Genomic DNA, 19,545 nt, shown 5'->3' on the forward strand with positions numbered 1-19,545 from the left:
AATATTCAAGCTTAGCGCTTATTTACAGAATGCATACCTTATTGCATACCCGTACACAAATTTCATCTAAAGGGCATCCGCCGATAGGATAGCATACTGATACAGCCTGGATACGGGCACATTCTTCAGTAATTCCCCCCTTAAGAGTCTTTAGGTTTTCCCTTGAAAGTTTTTTTAAATTTTTCACAATAGTCTTTTTTGTATTGGTTGTTGTTTTTAATTCAGTAAATTGATTAGATCGGATCATGGCAGAATGAAATCATACATTTAGTAAAACTCATGCACATTGGCGTACAGCCTTTATAGCATACTATTTCAAAACTGCTTGAACAACGCCATCCACCCAGACCATCACTTATAGGGGTACTGTCTCCACCAATGATCATTTTCAGGTTTTCGCGGGATACTTTCTTTAAATTTTTCATAATAATTAGTTTTGGTTGGCTTCCTACTCTTTTAAAGCTCTTCGGATTACGCTTTTATTTTTTCCTAAGATAGTGAATTTTCAAATTCAATAAAGGTTTTTCTTTTGGAAAATCTTACTAAAAGTCTTCATCTTCTATTAATTCATCAACGAAATACCAGATATCGTCACGATCATATTTATCCGGGAACTGATATCCGTTCAGAACGAATATAGGAGTGAAGTTAAGTCCTGCATTACTGTTGTCAGTAGACATTGCAGTGAATGGTGTAAGATCCTCAGTCGTAGCCAAGCCTGCTCTTGCCACAGCTTTGCTCTCATCTTTTGTTTCAAACCATTCTTCTATAGTGTGCATGAATTCTTTCTGAGGTTTGTTATGGTACATATAGTTGAATGCAGAAAGAAGCTGAGTGTATTTTTCAGGAGCCCTGTCCGGGAAATAATTGAAACGGATTTGTCCGGAAATATCTTCCGGGTATTTTTCCAAAAGTCCCTCCATAATCTTATGAGCATCTTTACAGAAACCGCAATAGGGATTAGATACAATGGCAATACGAAGTTTAGCATCTTTATTTCCCAGAGAAAAGGTCTGGTTATCCTGAAATGTTATTTTTTCATTTTCTAAAAGCTGACTTTTGAAAAGATCATAATTTCTTTTAAATCTTAGATTTTTTGCATTAGATTTCTGAAGGTTTTCTTTTTGAGTAAGCAGATTGCTGGAATATAGGACGGCTGAAAAGATAAGCAGCCACAAAATAAGAGTTAATAATAACATTCCTATACTAAAAACCGTGTTCTGAAACAACAGAGTACTGATTACGATTTGTCCTGCAAGAATTGAAATAATCAAAAGGCAGACTCTGCAGAATGTTTTCTCTACAAAAGCCTGAATATATAAAGAATAAGCAATGGCAATTACCGAAACAAACGTGAATCCCTTAATAATATAAGCTGAAGCTGGAAGGAATAATCCCATTACTGCAAGTCCGGTAAAATAGATCAGAGAAAAATCTGAAAACTTTAAACCGAAAATACTTGTTTTATCCTGTTTGATGATCTTATCACATGAATTAGCCGCCTGGCTGGCAGTTGTATCACCGCATATACTTCCGATAACTGTGGAAGTATTCCCGAATTTCTGGTTGAAGATTTCCAGCGAGATGTAAACGCCGGCTAACGAAAGAACATTGAAAATAGCTTCATATACACTCAGAGTTAGAAAAGAGTAGATAAGAATGACCGCAAAAACAAGATATAAAACAGGCTTAAAATCAAAAGCTGATTTATTTTCTGCGTTTTCTGTTTTTTCAAATAATAATACGAAATCTGTAGATTTTTGATGAAGTTCTTCTTTGTTAAGAGTTTTAGCTTTTTCTGAGTAAACTGAATAAGAGTTTCCTGATTTTTTTACAAGAGAGAAAGAGTTGTCCACAATAGCAATAAATTCTTCCGGCAATTCATCCCAGTATTCTTTATCCAGTTCATAGGCATCATTTTTTACCCCCATAAAGTTTAAGGTATCGCTGAATGCAAGTGCAGAAGGAAAATTAGGATGCGAATTGAACTGAAATGTGAATTCCTGTTTGTCTAATTTCAGGTAGTTTATTAGCTTGTCAAAAATCATATTAATATTTTTATCTAAAATACGCAGAGATTTCAAATAAACAAATTTTTTTTCTTTCAAGGGTGATATACGACGTTTAAGTGACTATATAAGGTTGTAAATCTGTACTTTTAGAAATAGTCTGGTATTTTATGCTATAGATTTTTATGAGCAGCAGGTAACCGATTGTAGCGGCTGATAACGTCAGAAAATCTTTTAGATTTTCGTTTTCTATTAAAAATTCCCCAATCCTGTCAACAAGAGTTCTGTTCAATGGGACCGTTTCCAGATTTTATTTTACACAGAATTGTATTTGATATCCGTTTTTTCCTGGTTTAACTATGAGCATGATCAGTTTGAGATATTATTAAAAATTGAAAGCCGTTTTATACCTTATATTCGATAATAACTCTAATTTTTTACTTCTGAAAAATAAAGAAAAACTGTTTATTATATCTTTATATAAGTGTTGAATTTTGTAACCTTTTTATATTTAAAACCGATCTTTAAAATCAATTTTATTGCAGAATTGTTGATTTTAACATAATGTTGATTTTCAATAGCAAACTCAAAAAAACTTAAAAAATCATAAAATTTTCATAAAGTTTAAAAAAAGGAGGGAAATCTTTTTGTATTTATGAAATATGTTGTACTTTTACATCGCCTTGAATGAGGGAACAAGTCAAGGTAATAAATTTTTTTTCATCATTTGTGTTTTTAGAATCGTATCGCCTGATACGATTCTTTTTTTATGCCTGTTAAAAAGGATAAAGCATAAAAGCTGAAGCTGCTTAAGATCTGACTAAATACCCCCATCATACATTATATCAAACATAAATCAAGGCAAAGAGATGGATAAATTTAGGGATAAACAAAGGTGTAAGTTTAGTAAAGTAATACAAAGACCTTATATTTCAAATATGAGCAAAGAGCCTTCAAAACAAGCCACTATTATTTTTTGTTTGCCTTCGCGGTCAATAAAAATTATTTCAAAATTTTGTGTCTTGCTTTCACAGAATTTTCATTTTAAGTCCTACACTATTTCTCATAGTTTAAAAGAAGGTCAATAAAGTAGGAGTACGTTACAGAACCTTCCTGCTGGTTACTTTTCAGAAACAGATTGTTCGTAAATCCGAAAAAATCATCAAGCCAGCCCTGATGCCTTAAAATAAAAGCTCTTTCATAAGCTCTGTCTCTTTTCATGGCAGGAGAATAGTGGTTCAAAACCATTTTTACAAATTCAGGATCTTCCTCCACAATGAATCTTAAAAGGCTTTTAAGAGTGAAATATTCGGTGCTGTATCTCAAATCAATATTGTCTGAATGAATGCCAATCAGATAGCCTATAAAATTAGCTTCCTGTTCCCGTGCAAAGCCAAGCTGATGAGAACTTTCATGCGCCGACGTAAACGGAATAAAAGTGTGCGGAAGCTCTCCATTATATTGAGCTTCTGCCGTAAAAGGATTATAATATCCCAATATTCCGGTAAAGTTCATTACTTTTTTAAACAGGCTGGGTTTGAAAGCATTAACCTGCGGGGCTCTTTTGTCTGAAATAAACTTTGGAAGCTGCTGCTGTTGTTTAAGAATTTCAGTTTGTACCGATTTCAGATCAGTAATAATGAAAATACCGTTTTTATCTTCCCGAACGGAGGTGCGGGTAGCTTTACATTTTTCAAGATAGCGGAGAGCAAGAGTTTTCGCTTTATTAATGTCAGGCTCCTGTTGAGATGCAAGCTTTTTGATGATTGGAGTCTGAAAATACAGCATTCCCCAGAAGATCTGGTAGGTAAAATAGAAAATATTGATGCCTGCGAGTATTTTAAGAAAAGCATCGTTTCTGCCTGTCTTTTTAAAACATTTAATGAGAAAATATAAAAGAAAGATTCCCAGAATAATATAGATCAGATCTCCGAAAGAAAAAGGAATCCAGCTGAAAAGTACCTGATGTATTCCTTTTTGATATTCAAAGAACTGTTCAAAAAAAGAAACCATCATGCTGGATTTCGAAAATCCATAGAACAAAAGAAATTGGGCAAGTAATACACCTGCCCAAAATCGTTTTTTATGAATAATTTTTTTACTGTTAATGACCACTGCCTTTAGAAATTTTGTCTAGATCAATACCTTGTGCCTTCAGGATTCCTGTGACACGGATTGCATAGAACGCAAGATAAGCAAAACAGATAACACCTACGATATAGCTGAAGTGAATATTTGTTAAATCAGCAATGTAACCCTGTATCATACTGACAATACCACCTCCCATGATCATCATAATCAGGTAACCGGATCCTTGGTTAGTATGCTTTCCAAGACCATTGATCGCAAGAGCAAAAATACACGGCCATAGGGTAGAACAGAATAAACCTACACTGGTAAATGCATATACAGAAGTCATTCCAGAGGTAGACATTCCTATCAATAATGCTGCAATACCAGCTACGGAAAAGATCAGAAGCATTCTTGCAGGATTTCCTTTACTCATAATATCGCAGATAATCATTACGATAATAACCGCTGCATACACATAAAACGGAGAAAGATCATGTTTTGCAATGGCATTCACCAGAAGGAAGACTCCAAATGCAAGATAAGGAGCAATGAATCTTAATATCTTTTTAAATCCGCCGCTCACATCAAAAGCTTCTACAGCTCCGGTCCAACGGCCGATCATTAATGAAGCCCAGTATAATGAAATATAAGGAGCAACTTCTTTAGTTTCGAAACCTAAACTTTTTTCCATATATGCAGGAAGATTACTTGCTGTAGAAACCTCCACCCCTACATAAACAAAGATGGCAATCATCCCCATAACTAATTGAGGGTATTGGAAAGCTGATGTTTTATGATCGCCAGGAACAATATCATCAGTATCTTTAGTATTGGTAGGAGTTATTGCAGGAAGAGATGAAAACTTAAGCATTACAGCTACCAAAGCAAATGCAGCCCCTAAGATCAGATAAGGAATTTTTACACTTTCAATACTCGCTTCCGTATTAGCAGCAGAAGCAGATCCGAAAATGGCAAATGAAACAATAAGAGGGCCGATCGTTGTTCCCAAATTATTGATTCCCCCGGCCATTGTCAGTCTTTGAGATCCTGTTTCCACCGGTCCGACTTCAATGGCTAATGGATTGGCTACAATCTGTTGCAGTGAAAACCCGAGACCTACGATAAAAAGTCCTGAGATCATTAATGGGAAAGAACCCATATTGGCTGCAGGATAGAAAAGTAAAGTTCCCGCTGCAGAAATAAGAAGACCTAAAATTAAGCCGTTTTTATATCCTATTTTGTTGATCAGGTCTTGTTTCAAACTCTTTGAAACAGCCATATAAATTAAAGAACCCACAGTGTAAGCCACATAAAAGCAGATCTGTACGAGCATACTTTCAGTTTGGGTCAGTTTAAAGGCTTTTTGAAAGACCGGGATCAGAATGTCATTACTTGCCGCTACAAATCCCCAGAAAAAAAACACAGTAACCAAAGGAATGAATTGTCCCCAATTGGTTTGTTTAGAATAATTTGACATATTTGTTAAAAATTTCGCAAACAAATATAACTATTTCTTTTAAATAGAATGTTCCAGCAGCGTTTTTTTTATCTGATTATAAGCTTCTGTTTTTAAGTCTTTTGGAGAATCTGAAGGCTCCATAATTCCGTTGAAATATACTTTTACTCTTCCAGGGTAGCCTTTCGAGCTGTCAAAGGGGAAAATTTCTTTTAACCCGATAAAAGTATACACAGCAATAGGAGAATTATGTTTCGAAGATAAGGTGAAGGCTCCGTCTTTAAAATCATCCAGAATAACAGACGTGTCATCCGGAACGCCGCCTTCAGGAAATATGGCGATGCTGTTACCTTCCTCCATCTTTTCAGCACATCTTCTGTAAACATCGGCTCGGCTTCTGGCGCTTCCCCGGTCTACCATTACACATATTCTTTTATAGATGGTTCCGAAGATCGGAATTTTTACCAGTTCTTTTTTACCCACAAAACAAATCGGGTTGTGTGGAAATAAAATGCAGGTAAGCATAATATCCATGATGGAAGTATGATTCGAAATGAAAACATACTGGGTGTTTTTATCTTTCTTCTGGTCTGAAAGCTTGATCAGGTCATATCTCAGTCCCATACCGTAAAACATACCAAAGCACCACAATCGTATGAATTTATACGCATATTTATAATGCTTTTTGTTGAAGGATAAAATATAAACAGGAATTCCCAGAGTAACTGTCAGTACAAAAGCTAACAGAAGAAGCCAGAATCTCCATAGGTAATTTAAAATCTTTGCCACTGCTTAACCGTTAAAAATTACTTTCTTTTTTACTGAATAATTAAGAATGGAAACCAGCAGGATTGCCGCTACTTTGCTGATCATTTCCGGGCTTAAGGTATAAAAAATTAAATTGATATTATCCTTAAATATAAAACTGTAAAATACCTGGAAAAATCCAAGACTCAATAAGGTTGAAACAAAAGAAACTCCCATAAAATAGGCAAATTCCCGTTTCTTGGAATGTTTTCCTCTTTCAAAAACAAACCAGATGCTCAGAAAATAATTGCTGATGATGCCACAGCTCGTAGAGAAAATATTGCTTAAAGGATAATGTATACCATGAAAATTAACTTCCCTGGCAAAGACATGAGGAAGGTAGGTGCTGAATGCCTTAAAACTTCCGATCTCTACTACAGCACTCAGTCCTCCGGCAATGATGAAGAACAGAACCTGCTTCTGGCGTATGAGTAACTCTTTCATTCAAAATATATGATCTGCAAATTTATAACTATATATTAATATACCGGAAATAAAAGTTTTCACACAAAAGATTTTGTATCTCCTCAACCTGTTAATCGTGAATTTCGTCTTGCTGGTGAATGATAAATTAATAAGAAAGAGAGTCAAAATTTAAAATAAAGAAAAAAGATTAAGAAAGATGAGATGATAACCTGTGTCTTAGAACATATAAACATAAGCTCAGAAAAGGATCAACTAATAATGATATGTTAAACACTGAAAAAAGTTGTTAAAAAATTTTTTTGAATCAAAATTATGTCTAAATTTAATCTTCTGAATGATGTAATTATAACCTGATAATAAATTCATTTTCAACTTCTTGTGTTGATGGTTTTTTCTATCTTGTAATGCACGATTGAAAGCATACACCCCATTTTTACGCCCCTCAATTAATAACAATATTTGTATGAAACGTCAAAACAAATACAGAAAATTCCAGCTTCAGCAAAAAAATATTGAAGCTCTTGAAAAAGAAAATTCCCGCTTCAAAAGAGTATATTCTGAATATGAAAATATGGCAGATGAACTCTGGAATCTTGAAAATTCTACAGGAGAACCCGTACCCGATGATTTTATCAATGCGATGGTTCTTCAGACCTCCTATCTGGAAGATGAAATTGAAGACTGGCTGATCCAGTTCAATAACGAAAAAACTGATATAAAACATTCGTGATTTTAAACAGCTTCCAGGTTGTTTTTAAACGCTAATTGAAGATAAATTCATATTTTAGCACCCTTAAACTAAAATGTAAAATATGGTTGCTATTGTTGACAGTGGTTCTACTAAGTCGGACTGGGTGATTCTTGATGATTTCAAAAAGGTTTTTCTAAAAACAGAAACTATCGGCTTCAACCCGAACTTTATCAACAGAGAACTTATTGTCCCTGAAATAGAGAAAAACAGCAACCTGACATTGATCAAAAACTCCATCACAAAGATTTTCTTTTATGGTTCCGGATGCGGTGTGAAAAAAAACTGCGAAACAATAGAAGAAGAGCTTAAAAGGATATTTACCAGAGCTGAAATTGTGGTAAAAGAAGATCTTATGGCCGCAGCTTATGCCGCATACAGCGGAAAACCGGCTGTCGTATGCATTTTAGGAACAGGGTCAAACTCTTGTTATTTTGACGGGAAAAACCTGAAAATAGAACTACCGTCCCTTGGTTTCCTTATAGGAGATGAAGGAAGCGGAAGTGCGATCGGAAAACAGCTCGTGCGCAGATATTTTATGAAAAAACTTCCTGCAGACCTTCATTCCGAATTTGAGCAGGCTTATCAGCTTACGGTAGAAGAAGCATTGAAAAAGATGTATCACAGCCCGAGACCGAATGCCTTTCTGGCAGACTTCAACAAATTTGTGATCGAAAGAAAAGATCATCCTTACCTTAAGGAGATGGTTTTCGAAGAAATGAAGAACTTTTTCGAATACCAGGTGATTCCTTATGCCGAATCAAAAGATGCCGAAATTAACTTTATCGGCTCTATCGCTTATTACTATGAAAATATTCTCCGTTCTGTTGCGGCAGAACTTCATTTAAATGTGGGTCATGTCGTACAAAAACCTATCGAAAGTTTAGTAGACTACCATATTAAATATATACTTTAATAAAAAACGAAATTCTATGTCAAGTAAAACCCACCGCGACGAAAAGAACTTTAATCAGGCCGCGTTAGACTATCATAAAGCAGAACCTAAAGGAAAGATCGAAGTGATTCCTTCAAAGCCGCACTCTTCTCAAAGAGATTTGTCCCTGGCCTATTCGCCGGGAGTGGCTGTTCCTTGTATGGAAATCCACGATAAACCGGAAACAGTTTACGATTACACAGGAAAAGGAAACCTGGTAGCTGTAATTTCAAACGGAACTGCCGTGCTTGGGCTTGGTGATATTGGGGCAGAAGCCTCAAAACCAGTAATGGAAGGGAAAGGACTTCTGTTTAAGATCTTTGCAGATATCAATGTGTTTGATATCGAAATCAATGAAAAAGATCCGGATAAATTCATTCAGATTGTAAAAGGAATTGCTCCAACGTTCGGAGGAATTAACCTTGAAGATATTAAGGCTCCCGAAGCATTTTATATTGAGCAGAGACTTAAAGAAGAGCTGGATATTCCATTAATGCATGATGATCAGCACGGAACAGCAATTATTTCTGCAGCAGCACTAATCAATTCACTTCAGATTGCCAATAAAGATATTGCTGAAGTAAAGATGGTAGTGAACGGGGCAGGAGCAGCTGCCATTGCGTGTACTAAACTGTACATTGCACTGGGGCTGAAAAAGGAAAACGTTCTGATGTGCGACAGTAAGGGAGTAATCAATCATAAAAGAGAAAATCTTACCCCTGAAAAATTGGATTTCATCGCTCAAACTGATATTGAAACATTAGAAGACGCTGTAAAAGGTTCAGATGTTTTTATTGGATTATCAAAAGGTAATGTGATGACTCCGGAAATGCTGATGAGCATGACCGAAAACCCTATTGTTTTTGCCCTAGCAAATCCAGATCCGGAGATTGCGTATGACCTGGCTGTTGAAACCCGTAAAGACGTGATTATGGCAACAGGAAGAAGCGACTATCCTAACCAGGTAAACAATGTATTGGGATTCCCGTATATTTTCCGTGGTGCTTTAGATGTTCAGGCAAAAGGAATTAACGAAGAAATGAAGCTGGCTGCCGTACACGCTATCGCAGATCTGGCTAAAGAACCGGTGCCTGAAGCTGTAATATTAGCATATAATGTACAGAATTTACAATTCGGAAGAGAGTATTTCATTCCGAAACCTTTTGATAACAGACTGATCACCAAAGTATCAAGTGCTGTAGCAAAAGCAGCTATTGAAAGCGGAGTTGCAGGGAAAACAATCACAGATTTCGAAGAATACGAAAACCAGCTGCTGGACAGAATGGGACGTGACGAAAAGCTGGTAAGAATGATGCAGAGCCGTGCAAGATCCAACCCGAAAAGAATTACCCTTGGAAATGCCGAAGAATACAATGTTCTGAAAGCTGCACAGATTCTTTATGAAGAAGGAATTGCTTTCCCAAGTCTTTTAGGAGATAAAAAATACATTCAGGAACAGATGGTACGTTTCGGAATCAATCTGGATGTACCGATTATCGATCCTAGTGATGACGATCAGAAGGAAAACAGGAAAAAATACAGAGAAACACTCTGGAAACTTCGTCAGAGAAAAGGAATGAACGAGTACAAGGCGAAAAGATATGTACGCCAGAGAGATTATTTCGGACCTCTGATGTTGAGACATGGAGATACAGACGGGCTTATCGTAGGGTTCTCTAAAAACTATACCTCAGTACTCCGTCCTGTTTTAGAAGTAATCGAAAAAGATAAAGGCGTAGACAAAGTAGCTGCAATGATGATGATCCTGTCTGAAAAGAAACCTATTTTCTTTGCAGATACTTCCATCAATCAGAATCCAACAGCAGAAGACCTGGTGAATATCGCTAAAATGGCAGAAATTACCGTAAAATCTTTTGCTATTGAGCCTAGAATTGCAATGCTTGGTTTTGAAAACTTCGCTGCCATCTCTGATACCTCTAAAAAAGTAGCCAAAGCAGTAAGTATTCTGCATGAAAAATACCCTAAAATGGTTGTAGATGGAGAAATTCAGCCGGATTTTGCCATGAACGCAGATCATTTAAGTGATTATCCATTCTCAAAACTTGGAACAACCCCGGCCAATACATTCATTTTCCCGAATCTTGAAAGTGCAAATTTATCTTACAAGATTATCAGAGGAATGAAAGTGGCACAGGTTATCGGACCAATCTTAATGGGATTAAAGCAGCCTGTACATGTATTGCAGATGCGTTCCAGTGTAGATGAAATCGTAAATCTTGCAACAATTGCAGTATTGGATGCTCAAAGAAGAGAAAGCAAAAAATAATAAAAAACCTGTTTTTTAAGAATAAAAATAGTATAAAACCTATCCGCTTGGATAGGTTTTTTGTATTTATATGAATTCATTGAATATACAGTCAAAATTTAAGTTAAAATTCATTCGTACTGGAAATAAAAACATTAATTAGTTTAAATTGCTATATTTGGGAGTTTTAAAAATTAATAATGATATTTTCTTTACAAGGCAGCGTTCAAGAACTTACGCCCACCTACGCAGTGATCAATGTACAAGGAGTTGGTTACTATGTAGGTATCAGTTTGATGACCTCCCAGGTACTGGCCCTGAATCAGCCGGCTTTCTTATTTACCCAGCAGATCATCCGGGAAGATGCCCACCTTCTCTTCGGTTTTAACACTCGTTCAGAAAAAGAGATGTTCAACCTGTTAATAAGCGTTAATGGGGTAGGCGCTGTTTCAGCACTTATCCTGCTTTCTACTTTAAGTCTCGGGGAGATTTCTTCAGCCATACTTTCAAAGAACAGTGCACTCATTCAAAAAGCAAAAGGAATCGGGGCAAAAACAGCAGAGAGGATCATTGTAGATCTTAAAGATAAAGTCCAGAAATTCAGTCTTCCGGAAGAAAACATTTCTGCCCTTGCAGATAATAAAATCAAGGAAGAATCGTTATCTGCATTAGAAGTTTTAGGGATTCCTAAACGGATGAGTGAAAAAATTGCAGACAGAATTCTGAAGCAGAATCCGGAGGTTTCTGTAGAAGAACTGGTAAAACAAATTTTAAAAAACATTTAACATTTGGTGGCGAAGAATAAGCATTTTAAGATATTTTTGTTCCTGTCGTTCCTGTGTATGTCAGTAAGTGGCTTTGCACAGCAGGTACGTGATACCGCGATTATAAAAAAGGAATATCAGCTGGCCGATCCTACAAGATACGAAGCCTACTATGACATAAAAACCGGAATGTATTTCATATATCCAAAAATTGGGAATATAATTACCGGTCCTCCTACAGCCATGTCTCCGGAAGAGTATAAAGAATTTATGATGGCAACCCAGACAAGGGCTTATTATAAGGAGAAATCGGATAAATACAACCTGCTTTTCAGGAAAGACAGAAGTGATGCCCGCAGAAAAGGCCTTATTCCTTCTCTGATGATCAATAACAAGCTTTTTGAAACTATTTTCGGAAGCAACAAGATTGAGATCATTCCTTCGGGATATGCCTCTTTAGACTTTGCAGGTTTGTATCAGAAAATAGACAATCCACTGATTTTACCGCAGAACAGAACGAGTTTCACCTTTGACATCGATCAGAGAATACAGCTGGGATTATTGGGAAAAGTTGGAGAAAATCTTCAGCTAAAAGCCAATTATGACACCCAGAGTGGTTTTGCATTCGAGAACAGAATGAATCTTGTCTGGCAGGCAAAAGGAAACTGGAAAGATTTACAGACTAAAGGTTTAGGTGATGTTGATAAACCAAGTGCCGGAGGAGAAGATAAAATCATCAAAAGAGTAGAATTCGGTAACGTAAACATGCCGCTTTCAACCAGTCTTATCCGGGGTTCGCAGTCTCTATTTGGTATGAAAACAGAGTTCCAGCTTGGGAAAACCTATGGAACTGTTGTGCTTTCCCAACAACAGGGTGAAGCAAGAAATATTGTTGTACAGGGTGGTGGTGTGATGAATAACTTTAAGGTCAATGCGATTGACTATGAAGATAACCAGCACTTTTTCCTTGGACATTATTTCCATGACCGTTATGATAATGCCTTAATGAACTATCCACAGATCAATTCCACAGTGAATATTACCAGGCTTGAAGTCTGGGTACTTGATCAGGGGAACAGTAATCTGGCGTATCAGAAAAGTATTATCGGGATCAGAGATCTTGGAGAAGGAGCAGGGTTGCCGGATAACTCTCAAAACGGCTTATATACATCAATTAATACCGCTATCGGAACACCTAGAGAGGCCGGTAAAAATTATGCACCCAATTTCCAGGGACAGACCTTTCCGGGAAGTGCGCAGCCTTATGATAATGGGGAACAGTTTATCTTCAATACCAAAGCAAGAAGGCTGAATTCCAACGAATATACATTACAACCTCAGTTAGGATATATTTCATTAAATCAGAAACTAAATGAGAATCAGCTTTTAGCTGTTTCCTATTCCTACACAGATGGGTCTAATAAAGTGTATAAAGTAGGGGAATTTTCAGAAGAAAGCCCTGTTCTGGTAACCAAAGTCCTAAGAGTAAATAACAGAGTGAATGTAGATTCGCCGATGTGGGACCTGATGATGAAGAATATTTATTCTCTGGATGCAGGGCAGGTTGCACAGGATGGCTTTATCCTCAACGTTTTTTACAGAGATCCTAAAACCGGAGGTAAAGTAAATTATCTTCCCGGAACACCGGTTGCAGACAAAAATTTATTGAAATTGTTGAATTGGGACCGCCTCAATATGAATGGTGACATTCAAAACAGTGGAGGAGTTCTGGGAGATGGTATTTTTGACTTTGTTAATGGTGTTACCATCAAACCTGAAACCGGAAGAATAATCTTTACCAAAGTACAGCCTTTCGGAACCTTTATGCAGAGTCAGGTTGGAAATGATCCGCAGTTTGTTTTCACAGACCTGTATAAGCAGCAGAAACAGACCGCTACGGCAAGTAACCTGGCACAGCGTTATACCATAGAGGGTCGTTATAAAGGAACACAGGGACAAGGAATTTCCCTTGGTGCAGTAAACGTTCCTCAGGGATCCGTAAAAGTTTCTGCAAACGGAGTACAGCTGACAGAAGGGGTGGATTACACCGTAGATTATATGCTGGGTACTGTAACAGTTATCAATGAAAATGTAAAACAGTCCGGACAGGCCATCAATATTTCATTAGAAAATCAACTGACTTTTAATACACAGAGAAAAAGATTCCTCGGCTTAAACCTCGAAAGACGATTCAGTGAGAACTTTATTCTGGGAGGAACGGTTGTTAATTATTCAGAATCTCCGCTTACCCAAAAGGTAAATTACGGACAGGAAGCTGTTAATAATACAATGGCGGGTATCAACATGATGTATAACAATCAGGTACCTTTCCTTACAAGATTAACGGATAAAATCCCATTGGTAAATACGGAAGCCCCATCCAATCTGAACTTCAAGATGGAAGCTGCCTATTTGCTTCCGGGACTTAATAAAGGAACAAATGACCAGTCTTATATTGACGATTTTGAGCAGACTACTTCTAAAATATCATTAAAAGAACCTGCTGCATGGAGTCTTGCCTCTAAACCGGAGAAAAATGTGCTCCCTCCTTTTAACGGAGTTCCGGCTAATGATGATACAACAACCGGTTACGGTAGAGGACTTTTATCCTGGTATAATATTGACCCTAGGTTCTGGGGAGTTGGAGGAAGAGCTCCGGCAGGGATTACGGCACAGTCAATGTCCAATCATGCATCCAGAAGAGTACAATATTCCGAAATTTATAACAACAGGGATTTTGTAGCTGGAGAGCAGACTTTCACCAATACCCTGGATATTTCTTATTTCCCTCAGGAAAAAGGTCCGTATAATGTGAATCCGAATGCAGAAGCTCCGGCCAGCAGATGGGCGGGAATTATGAGACCGGTGAGTGTACCTAACTTCATCACTTCGAATATAGAATATGTAGAATTCTGGATGATGGATCCGTATGCCGATGGTAATACCCTAGGATCGTCTCCTGGAAATCCGCCAAGACTTTTACTTCACTTAGGAAACGTTTCTGAAGACATCCTGAAAGACGGAAAAATGCAGTATGAGAATGGTCTTCCTACAGCAGGAGCACCTTCTACAACATCTGCTTCCAATTGGGGAATTCAGCCAAAACAACCCCCTATCCTTTATGCATTCTCTAGTGAAGGGGATGATAGAAGAGCACAGGATCTTGGGTATGACGGCTTAAGTTCAGAACAGGAATCATCGAGATTCGGAAATACATTTGTGAACCCGGTAACCAATCTGGTAGACCCTGCGGTAGATGACTTCGTATTCTATATGTCCGAGAAATTTACGGGCAGTCAGGCGTCTTCTGTGGTACAGAGATATAAATATTTCAGAAACCCGGAAGGAAACTCTCAGGCGAATTCATTGGAAGTTGCTTCACAGACACCGGATGCAGAAGATATCAACAAAGATTATAACCTTGACCAAACAGAAAGCTATAATGAATATGTTGTAAAACTTGACCAACCAAACCTTGCATTAGGACAGAATAATATCGTAGATGTAAAAACGGTGAAGGCAACCTTCCAGAACGGACAGTCTTCAGATGTAAAATGGTACCTTTTCAGAATCCCGGTTTCCAAATTTGAGGAAACTGGAGCAGAAGGAGAGCGTAAATCAGCAGTACTTAATAACGTAAGATTTGCGAGATTAATGTTAGCCGGATTCGAACAGACTTCTACATTAAGATTTGGAACATTGGATTTAGTGCGATCAGATTGGAGAAGATATCCAAATAAAATTGCCAGTATATCAGTGCCTGAGCCTAATGAAGGAACAACAGGACCTGATACGATGAACAATAATTTTGAGGTTGGAAGTGTAAATATTGAAGAAAATGCTTTAAATCAGCCTCCTTACGTATTGCCTCCGGGAATTGACAGACAGGTATTGAGTGGAAATGCAGGAGCTCAGAGACAAAACGAAGCGTCTTTGTATATGAAAGTGGACAATCTTTTTGAAGAGGCCAGAGGAGTTTTCAAAAATACATCCCTGGATATGAGAAGATATAAAAAGCTGAAACTTTTTGTACACGCTCATGATCCTACCCCTAGTGGAGGTAGTAATAACGGGCAAATAGATCCTAGAACCAGATTCTTTATTCGTTTCGGTAGTGATGCTACAGATAACTATTATGAATATGAGTCAGCATTGAAATTGACGGATAAGACCGCAACTGCACCTATGGATATCTGGCCGTTTGAAAATGATGTAGATCTTGAAATCCAAAACTTTGTTGATGCTAAAATCCGAAGAGACAAGAGTTCACCTACTGATATCATCAAAAGAATCATGGATCCTGTATTTGGTGATGATTTAAAGAGAATTTATATCAAAGGACGTCCAAGTTTAGGAAATATTACAACCATAATGATTGGGGTAAGAAATGCAGGAGACAGAGTAGGAGGTCCAATTACCAGAGTTCTATGGGTGAACGAGATTCGTCTTTCTGAAATTGAAAATGACGGAGGATATGCCGGAAATGCAAGTTTGAACTTTAATCTTGGAGATTTTGCAACGGTTAATACCAGCGCTTCCTATACCTCAGTAGGATTTGGAAACATAGACTCAAAACCGGCAGAAAGAACCCAGTCTACCCAATCAGCTTTCAGTATCAATACAGCGGTAAATGTAGATAAATTCCTTCCTGAAAAAAGCGGAGTGAAAATTCCTCTGAACTATTCATACTCACAAACCATCGAAGATCCTAAGTACAATCCACTGGATACCGATGTAGAGTTCAATAAAGCTGCCAACAAAGAACAGCTGAAAAAAGTAGCGAGAACATATACCCAGCAGAGAAGTATCGGGGTAGTGAATATGCATAAAGAAAGAATGAACCCTAATAAGAAACCTAAATTCTATGATATTGAGAACGTTTCTGTAACGGCGGTATATAACGATGATTACTTCAGAGATATTTATACTTCCAGAAATTACAGACAGTATCTGAGAGGATATGTTGATTATAATTATACCTTCAAACCGTGGGTGATCAAACCTTTCAATAGAATGATCAGCGATACGGCAAAATCAACGAAGTATCTGAGATGGGTTAAAGAGTTTAATTTCAATCCTATTCCTACAAGATTATCTTTCAGAACGGAAATCGACAGAAATTATAATGAACTTGAATTTAGAAATGTAGAAGCTATTTTAAGTGGAAACACAGGAAGCAGCTTCGATGCAATCAAAAACAGAAACTTCTATTTTGGATGGCAGTACGGGTTGGGCTTCAATTTCACAAAATCATTAAAGCTGGAAATCAATTCTGCTACAAGAACCCTTAATGATCAGGTGGATGTGAATACCATGAATGACAAATCCATTTTTGGAAATGTATTCAGAGCGGGAAGGCCGGTATTGTACAATCACAGAGCACAGTTGAACTATAAACTTCCGTTCCAGTATCTTCCGTATCTTGATTTCATTAATGCAGAAGTAGGATATGGATTTACCTACAACTGGAATGCAAGGTCTACAGCACTCCTTTCGAGTCCTGAAGGAAGCCTTGGTTCTGTTGGTCAGAATACCAATATGATCCTGGCAACAGCAACGGCGGATATTCCGAAGTTCTTCAGTCAGTTTAAGTACTTTAAGAATATCAATACAAAGCTTCAGAAACGTAAGCAGGAGATTGACTCCCTGAATAATGTTTATACTCAGCAGTGGGAGAAAAAAAGATTCAAATACAAAAAATATAAGTTCAAGAATAAACTGACACCGCTTGAGAGTGCAGCATTCTTCATGACCTCTTTCAAACAGCTGGATGTTAATTACTCTGAAAATAACGGAACAGTACTTCCTGGCTTACTGTCTGCTCCGAACTGGTATGGCTACGGTCAAACCCTGGGAGGACCTACTATGGGATTCTTATTAGGGTCTCAGGCTGACGTCAGAAGAACCGTTCTGGAGAACGGATGGGTAAGTGACTCTCCTTATATGACAGATCCTTATATACGGATGTCAACACGGGAATTAAGAGCCAATTTACAAATTGTCCCAATTAATGAATTCAGAATAGATCTGAGTGCGTTGCATAATTATAACAGAAACTTCTCCCAGTCAGGATTCAATAACAGGAATAACCTGGCAACAACAAACCATGATTATGTATTTGCTAATGATCTGGTAACTTACTCTAATTCTGTAGTACTGTTGAAAACCTCGTTCAAGCAAAGCGAAGCGATTTACCAGGCGATCAGGCAGAATGCAAGAGAACTTTCACAACAGCTTGGTGGTCCTAATGCTCCATTAACAGATGGTTTTGCAGACGGCTATAGTATTTCCAATGCTTATGTGTTAATTCCTGCATTCAGAGCTGCTGTTGAAGGTAAATCTGTAAAACAGATGGGGAATGCAAAGAAAGCAGGACTTCCAATTCCGAACTGGAAACTAACCTATTCCGGATTGAGAAATATCCCGATTATTAATGGTCAGTTCTCTAAGTTTGATATACAACATACCTACACAGCAACCTATACAGCGGCAGGGGTTCAGTCAAGTATTGATTATTTTAATAGCCTAACTGCTAAAGGGAGTGATCCTAATGCTGTGTTTGATGTGAATGGTGACTACATCAATCCATTTACATTCTCACAGGTAGGTTATGTAGAATCATTCTCTCCGCTTATCGGAATAGATGTTACCATGAGAAATAATATGCAGTTTGGTATTCAGTATAACAAAAACAGGATGTTATCACTAGGTTTGGTAAACCATACCCTGACAGAAGATTCCAATACAGAATACGTGGTAAGGCTTGGTTATATTGTGAAAAACTTCAGATTAGGTATGGCCAATACCAGAGGAAGCAGAGGAAAAGGAAGCGACCTTAATATCAGGGGAGACATCTCATTAAGGGACAGTAAAACCTCTATTATGAATATTCTACTGAATGATTCGCAGGTGACGGGAGGGCAAAAGCTAATGAATATTAAGCTTTCTGCAGATTACAATGTTTCCGAAAATCTTAACCTGAGAGTCTTCTACGAACAAATGACTTCAAAATATAAGATATCAACGGCATTCCCATTATCTACTATCAGAGCCGGAATTTCTGCAACGTTTACGTTCGGTGATTCAGGTGGTTTCTAAAATAAAGTGAAATAAACTCAAATGTCCTTCAATTTTGAAGGACATTTTTTATATCTGATATTTGAAGCTAGTATAATTTTGAATACATTTGTACAAAATAAAAATTTAAAAATGAACACACCATCAGAATTAAAGTACACTAAAGATCACGAGTGGATCAAGATTGAAGGAAATGTTGCTACGATTGGTATTACAGATTTTGCACAGGGAGAGCTTGGCGATATTGTGTATGTAGATGTAGATACAGTAGATGATGATCTTGAAGGCGGAGCGGTTTTCGGAAGTGTAGAAGCAGTAAAGACGGTTTCAGATTTATTCTTACCTATTGCAGGAAAAGTAATTGAATTCAATTCAGATCTTGAAGATCAGCCTGAACTGTTGAATACAGAGCCTTATGGAAACGGATGGATCATCAAATTAGAAATTGCTGACGGTGCAGATCAGTCTGAATTGCTTTCTGCAGAAGAATACCAGGCTATCATTGGATAAAATTTCAAAAATATTTAGTAAGATTTTGCCCATTTATTGGGCATTTCTTACTTATATGCTTCTCAAACCCGGGCAGGAAAATCAGGAGTACTGGTTTATGTTCAGCGGTATTGACAAAGTCCTGCACCTGAGTATATTTGCCGTTCTGGGCTTTTGTTTTATGGCCACATTTCCCCGTATAAAGTTTTCCTATTACATTCAGATCATGTTGATCTACGCTTTTCTCACGGAGATTCTTCAGGAAGAGATGGGACTGGGAAGATCTATGGAAACCCTCGATATCGTAGCCGATACTATAGGTTGTCTTTTGGGATACTATATATATAAGGCTTTACTCAAACGATTTTTCTGATCACTTTATTGAAGTCAAAGAGGAACTTCACGTTTCAACTTCTCCAGATTTTAAATCCCTTTAATAAGATAATTGCTTATTAGCACTTTCCCGCTATTCGCTTCTACTCCTCAGGCTTTACTT

Annotated in this window: 14 protein-coding genes; 7 read left to right on the forward strand and 7 right to left on the reverse strand. The window is 37.4% G+C overall.

The features are described 5' to 3' along the window. Positions 1 to 22: 22 nt before the first annotated feature. The 7 genes from FW768_RS24065 to FW768_RS18570 all read right to left on the reverse strand — a co-directional run bounded on the left by FW768_RS24065 (position 23) and on the right by FW768_RS18570 (position 6,789). Entirely contained in the window at positions 23 to 247 is a 225-nt protein-coding gene (locus FW768_RS24065; RefSeq protein WP_449397383.1) for a bacteriocin-like protein, read from the reverse strand. Further along, positions 234 to 425 carry a bacteriocin-like protein gene (locus FW768_RS18545; RefSeq protein ID WP_153397949.1) on the reverse strand — a complete coding sequence of 64 codons (192 nt, stop codon included), beginning with the start codon at positions 423 to 425 and terminating at the stop codon, positions 234 to 236. Before FW768_RS18545 ends, FW768_RS24065 begins: the two co-directional genes overlap by 14 nt. A 117-nt stretch (positions 426 to 542) precedes the next feature. Next, complete coding sequence (locus FW768_RS18550) at positions 543 to 2,048, reverse strand: vitamin K epoxide reductase family protein (protein WP_153397951.1); 1,506 nt, start codon at positions 2,046 to 2,048, stop codon at positions 543 to 545. Between the two features lie 1,017 nt (positions 2,049 to 3,065). Next, positions 3,066 to 4,118, reverse strand: coding sequence for a DUF3810 domain-containing protein (locus FW768_RS18555; RefSeq protein WP_153399977.1), 1,053 nt, complete (start codon positions 4,116 to 4,118; stop codon positions 3,066 to 3,068). Further along, positions 4,114 to 5,559, reverse strand: coding sequence for an MFS transporter (locus FW768_RS18560; protein WP_153397953.1), 1,446 nt, complete (start codon positions 5,557 to 5,559; stop codon positions 4,114 to 4,116). The genes FW768_RS18555 and FW768_RS18560 overlap by 5 nt, the downstream gene beginning before the upstream one ends. 39 nt (positions 5,560 to 5,598) lie before the next feature. Next, complete coding sequence (locus tag FW768_RS18565; RefSeq protein WP_153397955.1) at positions 5,599 to 6,327, reverse strand: lysophospholipid acyltransferase family protein; 729 nt, start codon at positions 6,325 to 6,327, stop codon at positions 5,599 to 5,601. Positions 6,328 to 6,330: 3 nt separating this feature from the next. Continuing rightward, complete coding sequence (locus tag FW768_RS18570; protein WP_153397957.1) at positions 6,331 to 6,789, reverse strand: GtrA family protein; 459 nt, start codon at positions 6,787 to 6,789, stop codon at positions 6,331 to 6,333. 445 nt (positions 6,790 to 7,234) lie between these two features. Here FW768_RS18570 and FW768_RS18575 point away from each other — a divergent pair, with 445 nt between their 5' ends. The 7 genes from FW768_RS18575 to FW768_RS18605 all read left to right on the forward strand — a co-directional run bounded on the left by FW768_RS18575 (position 7,235) and on the right by FW768_RS18605 (position 19,422). Continuing rightward, on the forward strand, positions 7,235 to 7,501 hold the full coding sequence (locus FW768_RS18575; protein WP_153397959.1) for a hypothetical protein: 267 nt from the start codon (positions 7,235 to 7,237) through the stop codon (positions 7,499 to 7,501). Between the two features lie 82 nt (positions 7,502 to 7,583). Further along, positions 7,584 to 8,435: a BadF/BadG/BcrA/BcrD ATPase family protein gene (locus FW768_RS18580; protein WP_153397961.1), complete on the forward strand. Its 852-nt coding sequence runs from the start codon at positions 7,584 to 7,586 to the stop codon at positions 8,433 to 8,435. 16 nt (positions 8,436 to 8,451) lie between these two features. Continuing rightward, positions 8,452 to 10,740 (forward strand): NADP-dependent malic enzyme, encoded by a 2,289-nt coding sequence (locus tag FW768_RS18585; protein ID WP_153397963.1) that lies wholly within the window; start codon positions 8,452 to 8,454, stop codon positions 10,738 to 10,740. A 179-nt stretch (positions 10,741 to 10,919) separates the two neighbouring features. Continuing rightward, a complete protein-coding gene (gene ruvA / locus FW768_RS18590; protein ID WP_153397965.1) occupies positions 10,920 to 11,504 on the forward strand; it encodes a Holliday junction branch migration protein RuvA in 585 nt (194 codons plus the stop codon). A gap of 6 nt (positions 11,505 to 11,510) precedes the next feature. Further along, positions 11,511 to 18,581 (forward strand): T9SS outer membrane translocon Sov/SprA, encoded by a 7,071-nt coding sequence (sov, locus tag FW768_RS18595; RefSeq protein ID WP_449397384.1) that lies wholly within the window; start codon positions 11,511 to 11,513, stop codon positions 18,579 to 18,581. A 111-nt stretch (positions 18,582 to 18,692) separates the two neighbouring features. Continuing rightward, positions 18,693 to 19,070 carry a glycine cleavage system protein GcvH gene (gcvH, locus tag FW768_RS18600; RefSeq protein ID WP_153397966.1) on the forward strand — a complete coding sequence of 126 codons (378 nt, stop codon included), beginning with the start codon at positions 18,693 to 18,695 and terminating at the stop codon, positions 19,068 to 19,070. A 25-nt stretch (positions 19,071 to 19,095) separates the two neighbouring features. Further along, positions 19,096 to 19,422, forward strand: a complete 327-nt coding sequence (locus tag FW768_RS18605) for a VanZ family protein (protein ID WP_153397968.1) — start codon at positions 19,096 to 19,098, stop codon at positions 19,420 to 19,422. The last annotated feature ends 123 nt before the right edge of the window (positions 19,423 to 19,545 follow it).

This window comes from Chryseobacterium vaccae, assembly GCF_009602705.1.
GTDB classification, from domain to species: domain Bacteria; phylum Bacteroidota; class Bacteroidia; order Flavobacteriales; family Weeksellaceae; genus Chryseobacterium; species Chryseobacterium vaccae.

Coding starts and splice junctions, on each gene's coding strand:
- FW768_RS24065 (WP_449397383.1), bottom strand. CDS start 247: ATGATCCGATCTAATCAATTTACTGAATTAAAAACAACAACCAATACA.
- FW768_RS18575 (WP_153397959.1), top strand. CDS start 7,235: ATGAAACGTCAAAACAAATACAGAAAATTCCAGCTTCAGCAAAAAAAT.
- FW768_RS18560 (WP_153397953.1), bottom strand. CDS start 5,559: ATGTCAAATTATTCTAAACAAACCAATTGGGGACAATTCATTCCTTTG.
- gcvH (WP_153397966.1), top strand. CDS start 18,693: ATGAACACACCATCAGAATTAAAGTACACTAAAGATCACGAGTGGATC.
- FW768_RS18550 (WP_153397951.1), bottom strand. CDS start 2,048: ATGATTTTTGACAAGCTAATAAACTACCTGAAATTAGACAAACAGGAA.
- FW768_RS18580 (WP_153397961.1), top strand. CDS start 7,584: ATGGTTGCTATTGTTGACAGTGGTTCTACTAAGTCGGACTGGGTGATT.
- FW768_RS18585 (WP_153397963.1), top strand. CDS start 8,452: ATGTCAAGTAAAACCCACCGCGACGAAAAGAACTTTAATCAGGCCGCG.
- FW768_RS18570 (WP_153397957.1), bottom strand. CDS start 6,789: ATGAAAGAGTTACTCATACGCCAGAAGCAGGTTCTGTTCTTCATCATT.
- FW768_RS18545 (WP_153397949.1), bottom strand. CDS start 425: ATGAAAAATTTAAAGAAAGTATCCCGCGAAAACCTGAAAATGATCATT.
- ruvA (WP_153397965.1), top strand. CDS start 10,920: ATGATATTTTCTTTACAAGGCAGCGTTCAAGAACTTACGCCCACCTAC.